This window comes from Polynucleobacter sp. AP-Titi-500A-B4 (assembly GCF_018688095.1).
GTDB lineage: Bacteria > Pseudomonadota > Gammaproteobacteria > Burkholderiales > Burkholderiaceae > Polynucleobacter.
This window is the reverse complement of the sequence record NZ_CP061311.1, coordinates 42,952-54,036: the sequence shown is the minus strand read 5'-3', so window position 1 is coordinate 54,036 and position 11,085 is coordinate 42,952. Positions and strand designations below refer to the sequence as shown.

Sequence of the window (11,085 nt, the reverse complement as noted above, 5' to 3'; positions counted from 1 at the left end):
ACTATTGGATTAGAAGCGGAAATGTGAGAAAGCTTTATTAGCTTCTGCCATACGGTGAACTTCTTCACGCTTCTTCATTGCGCCGCCACGACCTTCAGCAGCTTCTAATAATTCGTTGGCCAAACGTTGAGCCATGGATTTTTCGCCGCGCTTCTTAGCGGCTTCGCGCAACCAGCGCATTGCCAAGGCGGAACGACGTGATGGACGAACTTCAACAGGAACTTGATAGTTAGCGCCACCAACACGACGGCTCTTTACCTCAACCATTGGCTTAACGTTGCCCATGGCTGTTGAAAAAATTTCGAGTGGTTCTTTGTTTGCTTTTTTCTCGATGTGATCAAAGGCACCATAAACGATACGCTCTGCAACCGATTTCTTGCCGTCCAACATCAGGACGTTCATAAATTTAGCTACTTCTACATTGCCGAATTTTGGATCCGGCAAAATTTCCCTTTTGGGAACTTCACGACGACGTGGCATAACTACTCCTTCAGTTCAGTTAGGGGCGATTCACACGAACCACCCGCTCCGGTTGTCCTACTATCCAAGAAAATTCCTAGACGGAACAACCACTTACTTGTCTTTTAAGTCTGACAAAAAATGACTCACTGCAAATTACTGACTACAAAACTACAACTACTTAACTATTAAAAATTAAGCAGCTTTCTTAGCACGCTTCGCACCGTATTTAGAACGGGCTTGCTTACGATCTTTAACGCCTTGTAAATCCAAAGAACCGCGAACGATGTGATAACGCACACCTGGCAAGTCTTTTACACGACCACCACGGATCAACACTACTGAGTGTTCCTGGAGGTTATGGCCTTCACCGCCAATGTATGAAATCACTTCAAAACCATTGGTTAAGCGAACTTTGGCTACTTTACGGAGCGCAGAGTTAGGCTTTTTAGGAGTAGTGGTGTACACACGTGTACACACACCACGGCGCTGCGGGCTGTTTTGCAGCGCAGGGCTCTTGCTTTTAACGGTAAGCCTTGTTCTTGGCTTGCGTAATAATTGATTAATTGTTGGCATAAAATAGCTCGGTTAGTACTTCTTTGTTGCTTTCTTCAAGAAAATCAATGACTTAGAGAATTTCTAGGTCAAAAAGACCCTCTTCTGAATCAGTAGAACTCAGCATTCTAGCTTGGCCAGCTCCTCCCGTCAACCTCAACGGGAAAAACTGGCCATTTCTGGCCAGAATTACCAAATTAGCTCGGATCAGCCTCCCCAGTAGGAGCAACGACTTCAGCCTCTATTTCCACAGGGGCGTTAGCCAATGCTTCCTCTTCGGCGGCAATCATTTGAGCGCGATCACGCTCGAATTGCTCTCTGACCTTGCGTGCACGGCGGTAAGACAAGCCGGTACCTGCAGGGATCAGACGACCAATAATGACGTTTTCCTTGAGGCCACGGAGTGTATCGGTCTTGCCCATAATTGCGGCTTCGGTCAATACACGGGTGGTTTCCTGGAAAGAAGCCGCGGAAATGAAGCTGTCGGTCGACAAAGATGCCTTAGTAATGCCAAGCAAAATGTTGTCGAACTGAGCTGGGTGCTTGCCTTGGGCAATCACAGCATCGTTTGCGTCATACAGCTTAGAACGCTCAACTTGCTCACCAGTGATGAAAGATGTATCGCCTGGATCAGTTACCTGAACACGACGTAACATCTGACGCACGATCACCTCAATGTGCTTGTCATTGATCTTCACACCCTGGAGACGATAAACGTCTTGGACTTCGTCAACGATGTAGATAGCCAACTCTTCGATACCTTTAAGAGTCAAGATGTCATGTGGATCAGCAGGGCCTTCCACAATCATCTCGCCCTTGTTCACAACTTGACCGTCATGAACAAGCACTTGCTTCTCTTTAGGAATCAAGAATTCATTGGCTTCACCATCCATATCGGTAATGACCAAACGCTGTTTACCTTTGGTTTCTTTACCGAAGGAAACAGTTCCAGTCACTTTCGCCAATACCGCTGCATCTTTTGGTGAACGTGCTTCGAACAATTCTGCAACACGTGGCAAACCACCGGTAATGTCGCGAGTCTTCTGGGATTCGATTGGAATACGCGCCAATACTTCACCAACTTCGACTTTTTGACCGTCCTTAACAGTAATCAAAGCGCCAACTTGTAGGCCAATGTTTACTGGATGATCAGTGCCGGCGATCATGACTTCGTTACCCTTCTCATCAACTAAGTTGATCATTGGGCGAACGCCTTTGCTTGCAGCAGAACGACGTTTACCGTCAATCACCACTAAAGTGGAAAGGCCGGTAACTTCGTCAACCTGCTTGGCAACAGTTACACCCTCTTCGACATTGTCGAAGCGAGCGATACCAGCATATTCAGAAATAATCGGACGTGTTAAAGGATCCCAAGTCGCCAAGCTTGCGCCAGCCTTAACAGCTGCATCTTCTTTCAACAAGAGAGTTGCGCCGTAAGGCACTTTATGACGCTCGCGCTCACGACCGTTTTCATCAACGATCAAGGCTTCACCGGAACGTGAAATCACGATCTGTTCACCCTTCGCGTTCTTCACAACACGCATCGTGCCAGAGAACTTCAATGCACCGTTCGATTTAGCTTCGATATTACTTGCAACCAAAGCACGTGACGCTGCACCACCGATGTGGAAGGTACGCATAGTCAACTGTGTGCCTGGCTCACCGATGGACTGAGCAGCGATAACGCCCACTGCTTCACCAACGTTTACCAAACCACCGCGACCTAGATCACGTCCGTAGCACTTAGCGCACAAGCCAAAGCGAGTTAAGCAAGACAATACTGTGCGAACTTTAACTTCATCGATACCCAATGCAACGATTTGATCAACATGATCTTCATCGAGCAAGGTGTCATTCGGAACGATAACTTCTTGTGTGTCAGGGTGAACGATGTCACCGATACATACACGACCCAAAATACGATCGCGCAATGCTTCGATAATTTCGCCGCCCTCAACAAGCGCCTTCATCGTTACGCCAGAAGTTGCGCCGCAATCTTCTTCAATAACCACGAGGTCTTGAGTTACGTCGCATAAACGACGTGTCAAGTAACCAGAGTTCGCCGTCTTCAACGCTGTATCAGCTAGACCTTTACGAGCACCGTGGGTTGAAATGAAGTACTGCAACACGTTCAAACCTTCACGGAAGTTCGCAGTAATTGGGGTTTCAATGATTGAGCCATCAGGCTTAGCCATCAAACCACGCATACCAGCCAACTGACGAATCTGCGCTGCAGATCCACGTGCACCAGAATCCGCCATCATGTAGATAGAATTAAAGGATTCTTGGCGAACAGTCTTGCCGTTACGGTCGAGTACGTCAACGTGTGACAACTCATCCATCATCGCCTTACCAACTTGGTCGCCTGCGGCGCCCCAAATATCAACCACGTTGTTGTAACGTTCTTGATTGGTTACGAGACCCGACATGAATTGCTTGTCATACTCTTTAACCTTGGCGGAAGCTTCGGTGATGATGCGCTCTTTAGAAGTTGGGATCAACATATCGTCAATTGCGACAGAAATACCAGCGTTGGTCGCCAAACGGAAACCAGACTGCAAGAGACGATCAGCAAAAATCACTGTTTCACGCAAACCGCACTTACGGAATGATGTGTTGATCAAACGTGAGATTTCTTTTTTCTTCAAAGGCTTGTTAATTTCCTCGAAAGACATGCCTTTAGGCAAAATCTCAGACAAGATTGCACGGCCAACTGATGTTTGATAAATCTTGGTCTTTTCAGCAAAACGCGCATCGCCTTCTGCCTTCTTATCCACGATCTCATACTCAGTAATACGCACAGCAACACGAGAAGCCAATTCAACTTGACCTGCTTCGTAAGCGCGAACTACTTCAGTAATGTTGGCGAAAACCATGCCCTCGCCTTTACCGTTGATCTTGTCACGTGTAGCGTAGTACAGACCCAACACCACGTCCTGCGAAGGAACGATCGATGGTTCGCCGTTGGCTGGGAACAATACGTTGTTCGAAGCCAACATCAATGTACGTGCTTCCATTTGCGCTTCGAGCGACAAAGGAACGTGAACCGCCATTTGGTCGCCGTCAAAGTCCGCGTTAAATGCCGCGCAGACTAATGGGTGCAATTGGATTGCCTTACCTTCAATCAGCATTGGCTCGAAAGCTTGAATACCGAGACGGTGCAATGTAGGCGCACGGTTCAACATGATTGGATGTTCACGAATCACTTCTTCGAGAATGTCCCAAACGATTGGAGTCTGGCTTTCAACTTCTTTCTTCGCAGCCTTAATCGTGGTTGCGATACCCAAAGTCTCAAGCTTGTTGAAAATGAATGGCTTGAATAATTCCAAGGCCATCAATTTTGGTAATCCGCACTGATGCAATTTCAATGTAGGACCAACCACGATGACTGAACGACCAGAGTAGTCAACGCGTTTACCCAACAAGTTCTGACGGAAACGACCGCTCTTACCTTTAATCATCTCAGCCAAGGACTTGAGAGGACGCTTGTTAGCGCCAGTCATAGCCTTACCGCGACGACCGTTGTCGAGTAATGAGTCAACCGCTTCTTGCAACATGCGTTTTTCGTTACGAACGATGATCTCTGGTGCGCGCAACTCTAACAAACGCTTCAAACGGTTGTTACGGTTGATTACACGACGATAGAGGTCGTTCAAATCAGAAGTAGCAAAGCGGCCGCCATCCAATGGCACCAATGGGCGCAATTCAGGCGGCAATACTGGCAACACTTCCATGATCATCCAGTCAGGCTTGATGCCTGAAGTCTGGAACGCTTCGAGCACTTTTAAGCGCTTAGCGTATTTCTTGATCTTGGCATCGCTACCAGTGGCTTTCAATTCAGCACGAATAGTCTCTACTTCACGATCGATATCAATCGAACGCAAGAGATCACGAATGCCTTCCGCGCCCATGATGGCAGTAAATGCACCGTCACCATACTCTTCAGTCTTAGCGATGTATTCATCTTCAGACATGATCTGACCGCGCTTCATTGCACCCTCAGGAGTCATGCCAGGATCAACGACTACATATGCTTCAAAGTAAAGAACACGCTCGATATCACGCAATGTCATATCGAGAACCATACCCAAACGGGATGGCAGGGACTTCAAGAACCAGATGTGCGCTACAGGGGCTGCCAACTCAATGTGACCCATGCGCTCACGACGCACCTTAGCGAGAGTAACTTCAACACCACACTTCTCGCAGATTACGCCACGGAACTTTAAGCGCTTGTACTTGCCGCATAAGCACTCGTAGTCTTTAGTTGGTCCAAAAATCTTGGCGCAGAACAAGCCATCACGCTCGGGCTTAAAAGTCCGATAGTTGATAGTTTCTGGCTTGCGTACTTCACCAAAAGACCATGAGCGAATTTTCTCAGGAGATGCAAGGCCAATCTTGATGACATCAAACTGCTCATCACCCTGCGTTTGCTTAAATAAATCGAGCAATGCTTTCATATCAGTTGCGCTCCATGTCAATGTCAATACCCAACGAACGGATTTCTTTTACCAGCACGTTGAAGGATTCGGGCATGCCAGCATCAATCGTGTGCTCGCCCTTGACGATGTTTTCGTAAACCTTGGTACGGCCTGCGACGTCATCGGACTTCACTGTCAGCATTTCCTGCAAGACATATGAAGCACCGTATGCTTCGAGGGCCCAGACTTCCATCTCACCAAAGCGCTGACCACCGAACTGAGCTTTACCGCCCAATGGCTGTTGCGTTACCAAAGAGTAAGGTCCAGTTGAACGAGCATGCATCTTGTCATCGACCAAGTGGTGGAGTTTCAAGACGTGCATTACGCCAACAGTGACTGGACGCTCAAACTGATCGCCAGTTCGACCGTCGCACAAAATCATTTGCTGACGTGATGGGGTCATCTTCAAAGATTTAGCAACATCTTCTGGATAAGCCAATTCGAGCATGCGACCGATTTCCGCCTCTGTAGCACCGTCAAACACTGGTGTTGCAAATGGCAAGCCTTGGCGGAGATTCTCAGCCAAAACAGTAATTTGCTCATCAGAGAAGTTGTCGATGTCTTCAATGCGACCGGTCTCGTTGTAAAGCTGTTTGAAGAACTTACGCAGTTCAGCAACCTTAGCCTGCTCACGAACCATCTCATCGATACGCTTACCAATACCTTGAGCAGCCCAACCTAAGTGGGTTTCCAAGATCTGACCAACGTTCATACGAGAAGGAACGCCCAATGGGTTCAAGACGATGTCAACAGGGCGGCCGTCAGCCATAAATGGCATGTCTTCCGCTGGAGCGATTTTAGAAACCACGCCTTTGTTACCGTGACGACCAGCCATCTTGTCACCGGGCTGTAAGCGACGCTTCACCGCCAAGTAAACCTTAACCATCTTCGTTACGCCAGGCTGCAAATCATCACCCTGAGTAAGTTTGGTGCGCTTCTCTTCAAAAGCTTCATCAAACTGTTTGCGTTTCGCTTCGATAGAAGATTTGATCGCCTCGACTTGTGAAGCAACCTCATCATCTGCTGGACGAATATCGAACCAATGGTATTTATCTAAATCAGCAAGGTAATCCTTGTCGATCTTGGTGCCTTTAGCTAATTTCTTAGGACCGCCGTTAGCAACCTTGCCAACCAACAGTTTTTCTAAACGCATGAAGGCATCGCCTTCAACAATACGCAACTGGTCGTTTAAGTCCAAACGATAGCGTTGTAATTCTTCTTGAATAATGGACTGTGCACGAGCATCGCGCTCAATACCTTCACGAGTGAAGACTTGAACATCAATAACGGTACCAACCATCCCTGAAGGAACACGTAAAGAAGTATCTTTAACGTCAGATGCTTTTTCACCGAAGATCGCACGGAGGAGCTTCTCTTCTGGAGTGAGAGTAGTCTCACCCTTTGGAGTTACCTTACCAACCAACACGTCACCAGCCTCTACTTCAGCACCGATGTAAACAATACCGCTCTCATCCAAGCGGGAGAGTTGTGACTCTGCCAAATTGGAGATATCGCGTGTAATTTCTTCTGAACCAAGTTTGGTATCACGTGCAACAACCGACAACTCTTCAATATGGATAGAGGTGTAGCGGTCGTCAGCAACAACTTTCTCAGAAATCAAGATTGAATCTTCGAAGTTGTAACCGTTCCATGGCATAAATGCCACAGTCATGTTTTGACCCAAAGCCAATTCGCCCAAATCGGTAGATGCGCCGTCAGCAACAACGTCACCGCGTGCTACACGATCGCCAACCTTCACGATTGGACGCTGGTTGATGTTGGTATTTTGGTTTGAACGGGTGTACTTGATGAGGTTATAAATATCCACACCAACTTCACCGGCTGCAGTTTCGTCATCGTTCACACGAATCACGACACGGTTTGCATCAACGTAATCCACGATACCGCCGCGGTTAGCCAATACAACAGTGCCGGAGTCAACCGCAACAATGCGCTCTAAACCGGTTCCAACCAATGGCTTGTCTGGACGCAAGCAAGGAACTGCTTGACGCTGCATGTTCGCACCCATCAACGCACGGTTCGCATCATCATGCTCTAAGAATGGAACGAGTGAAGCAGCAGCAGAAACGATCTGGCTAGGAGCAACGTCGATAAAATCGATGCGCTCTGGGCTCACCATCATGGTTTCGCCAGCTTGACGAGCAGAAACTAATTCGTCGGCTAACTTACCACTCTTGTCGATCGTTGCATTTGCCTGAGCAATCACATACTTAGCTTCTTCAATCGCAGAGAGATAAACCACTTCATCGCTTACCTTGCTATTGGAAACTTTACGGTATGGAGTCTCAAGGAAGCCATGCTCATTCAAACGCGCAAATAACGCGAGTGAGTTGATCAAACCAATGTTTGGTCCTTCTGGAGTTTCGATTGGGCAAACACGTCCGTAGTGGGTTGGATGCACGTCGCGCACCTCAAAGCCTGCGCGCTCACGTGTCAAACCACCAGGTCCCAATGCAGAAATACGACGCTTGTGCGTGATCTCTGAGAGCGGGTTGGTTTGGTCCATAAACTGGGACAACTGTGATGAACCGAAGAACTCACGAATAGCAGAAGAGATTGGCTTGCTATTAATCAAGTCATGCGGCATGAGGTTTTCTGTTTCGGCTTGACCGAGACGCTCTTTAACCGCACGCTCAACACGTGACAAACCAGCACGGAATTGGTTTTCAGCCAATTCGCCAACGCAACGTACACGACGATTACCTAAGTGGTCAATATCGTCTACTTCGCCTTTGCCGTTACGCAAATCTACGAGAGACTTAATAGTGTCGAGAATATCTTCGTTCGACAGAACCATTGGACCTTCCATTTCTGGACGGTTCAGGCGGCTATTGACCTTCATACGGCCAACACGAGATAAATCGTAAGTATCTTCGCTATAGAACAAGCGCTGGAACAAGGCTTCAACAGCATCTTCTGTTGGAGGCTCGCCAGGACGCATCATGCGATAGATAGCGATACGTGCCGCTGTTTGATCAGCAGTTTCATCAGTACGCAATGTCTGAGAAATGTACGCGCCAGAATCCAAATCATTGGTGTAGATAGTTTCCAATTGCTTGATACCAGCATCGCGCAATGTTGCTAACAACTCTTCAGTGATTTCATCATTAGCGTAAGCCAAGATTTCACCAGAATCTGGATCAACAATGTTGCGTGCAACAACACGACCAACTAAATAGTCATCTGGTACAGCAATGGTTTTTGTCTTAGCAGCTTCGAGTTCGCGAATATGCTTTGCATTAATACGCTTATCTTTTTGAATGACTACAACGCCATTCTTATCGAGCACATCAAAGCTAGCCAACTGACCACGCAAACGCTCTGGCACAAATTCCATTGAGCCGCCGTTAGCAGTCAATGAGAAATGGTCAAAGTTAAAGAAGTTAGCAAGAATCTGTTCGTTGTTTAAGCCAATTGCTTTGAGCAAAATGGTGACAGGCATCTTACGACGACGGTCAACACGGAAATACAGAATATCTTTTGGATCAAACTCGAAATCGAGCCATGAACCACGGTAAGGAATGATGCGAGCTGAGAACAGCAACTTACCGGAACTGTGGGTTTTGCCCTTATCGTGCTCAAAGAACACGCCTGGGGAACGGTGCAACTGAGAAACGATGACGCGCTCAGTGCCGTTAATCACAAAAGAGCCGTTTTCTGTCATGAGTGGAATTTCACCCATGTAGACTTCGCTCTCTTTTACCTCTTTAACCTTAGTAGGCGCTTCGCGATCATAAATAATCAAGCGAACTTTGGCGCGCAAGGCAGAGTGGTAGGTGTAACCACGTTGTTGACATTCTTTAACGTCAAACGGTGGCTGTGATAACTGGTAAGACACGTATTCCATACGTGCATAGCCGTTGTTAGACACAATTGGGAATGCTGATGTAAAGGCAGCCTGAAGTCCCTCTGTAAGACGAGACATTGCCGGCTTATCAGCCTGTAAAAATTTAGCGTAGGATTCCAGCTGCGTTGCGATCAGGTACGGAACCTGGTGGTTGTTTACTCGCTTAGCAAAGCTTTTACGGACTCGCTTGCGTTCGGTGAAGCTATAGTTCATTTCATCTCCGAATTCAGCGACTGTACAAAGATTTGGCGATTGGCCACTACCAATCACTGGCGGACAACACTAAATCGTTTAGATCTAGTGTCCGACCAAACTTGCATTCTGCAGTCGTATCAGAAGGCAAACCCGATTTCAATCAGAAATGAAATCGGGTTTGACCTCTAGAGGTCAAACCCAACATGGCTAACGCCCCTTTGTGGGAGGCGCTAGCTGCGTTTGTATTACTTGAGTTCTGCTTTAGCGCCAGCTTCTTCAAGCTTCTTCTTAGCTTCTTCAGCCGTTTTCTTATCAACAGCTTCTTTGATTGGCTTTGGTGCACCGTCAACCAAGTCCTTAGCTTCTTTCAAGCCAAGACCAGTAATTTCGCGAACTGCCTTAATTACTGAAACCTTGTTTGCGCCAGCTTCGAGCAAGTTCACAGTGAATTCTGTTTGCTCTGCACCACCAGCATCACCACCGGCAGCGCCAGCAGGACCAGCAACAGCCATCGCTGCAGCTGAAACACCAAACTTCTCTTCGAACGCTTTAACCAAGTCGTTCAAATCCATAACGGACATGCTACCTACTGCATCAATGATTTCTTCTTTAGTAATCGCCATTTTTAGCTCCTAATACTTAAATAGTTAATCTGTCGCTTATTCAGCGGCAGGGGTTTCTTTTGCTTCTGTTCCAGCTTCTGGGGCTGCAGGCTCAGCGGCTGCCTCAGGAGCGGCGGCTTCAGCAACGACTGCTGCTGGGGCTGCTGCTTCTACTGCAGGTGCTGGGGCTTCGGCTACAGGAGCAGGTGCTCCAGCTGCCTTTTGTGCTGCTACTGCGCCCAATACGCGAGCCATCGCAGAAACTGGTGCCAACATCACACCTAACAACTGAGATAACAACTCGTCGCGGCTTGGAATTGTTGCGAGGGCTTTTACGCCTGCAACATCTAACAACTTGCCGTTATATAAGCCAGCTTTAATGACTAGCAAATCTTGAGTCTTAGCAAAGCCCTGCAATACTTTTGCCGAAGCAATCGGATCAGCAGAGATGCCGTAAATCAAGGGGCCAACCATCGAATCAGCAAGAGGCTCAAATTGTGTGCCTTGTGCAGCACGGCGTGCCAATGTGTTCTTCAAAACGCGAAGATATACACCTTGGTCACGTGCGCTAGCACGTAGCTTTGTCAACTGCTCTACTGGAATACCACGGTATTCAGCGAGCACGACAGTTTGGGCTCCAGCCAATTGAGCGCCGACATCAGCAACAATCGCTTTTTTGTCTTGTACATTCAAAGGCACGGTTTAACTCCATAAAAACCAACTGTTTCCAGTTGGGGTTACACACCAGCGTCTGATCATTTGTTCACAAAGACTCTTGTGAAAATCTTTTCAGGGTCGCCATCTGCGCTGGCTATTACTTTCGTAACGATTAAGAATTAATTTCTGAGCAAGCAAACTAATCCACCAACGGTCTTTGATGTTCGACTCTCGCTCAAAAAGCGGGAGTCGACCCAAAGTTCTTTTT

At 47.5% G+C, this 11,085-nt stretch carries 5 protein-coding genes and 1 pseudogene; all 6 read right to left on the bottom strand.

Annotated features, from left to right (window positions below; translation table 11 throughout):
* Nucleotides 1-9 precede the first annotated feature (9 nt).
* Nucleotides 10-480, bottom strand: a complete 471-nt coding sequence (gene rpsG / locus FD968_RS00285; RefSeq protein ID WP_068320103.1) for a 30S ribosomal protein S7 — start codon at nucleotides 478-480, stop codon at nucleotides 10-12.
* A 174-nt stretch (nucleotides 481-654) separates the two neighbouring features.
* On the bottom strand, nucleotides 655-1,035 hold the full coding sequence (gene rpsL, locus FD968_RS00280; protein WP_068947691.1) for a 30S ribosomal protein S12: 381 nt from the start codon (nucleotides 1,033-1,035) through the stop codon (nucleotides 655-657).
* Nucleotides 1,036-1,211: 176 nt separating this feature from the next.
* A complete protein-coding gene (rpoC, locus tag FD968_RS00275) occupies nucleotides 1,212-5,474 on the bottom strand; it encodes a DNA-directed RNA polymerase subunit beta' (RefSeq protein WP_215366457.1) in 4,263 nt (1,420 codons plus the stop codon).
* Between the two features lies 1 nt (nucleotide 5,475).
* On the bottom strand, nucleotides 5,476-9,576 hold the full coding sequence (rpoB, locus tag FD968_RS00270; protein ID WP_215366455.1) for a DNA-directed RNA polymerase subunit beta: 4,101 nt from the start codon (nucleotides 9,574-9,576) through the stop codon (nucleotides 5,476-5,478).
* 227 nt (nucleotides 9,577-9,803) lie between these two features.
* Nucleotides 9,804-10,181 carry a 50S ribosomal protein L7/L12 gene (gene rplL, locus FD968_RS00265; protein WP_215366452.1) on the bottom strand — a complete coding sequence of 126 codons (378 nt, stop codon included), beginning with the start codon at nucleotides 10,179-10,181 and terminating at the stop codon, nucleotides 9,804-9,806.
* Between the two features lie 159 nt (nucleotides 10,182-10,340).
* A pseudogene (gene rplJ / locus FD968_RS00260) lies at nucleotides 10,341-10,859 on the bottom strand (50S ribosomal protein L10); the annotation flags it as partial.
* Between the last annotated feature and the right edge of the window lie 226 nt (nucleotides 10,860-11,085).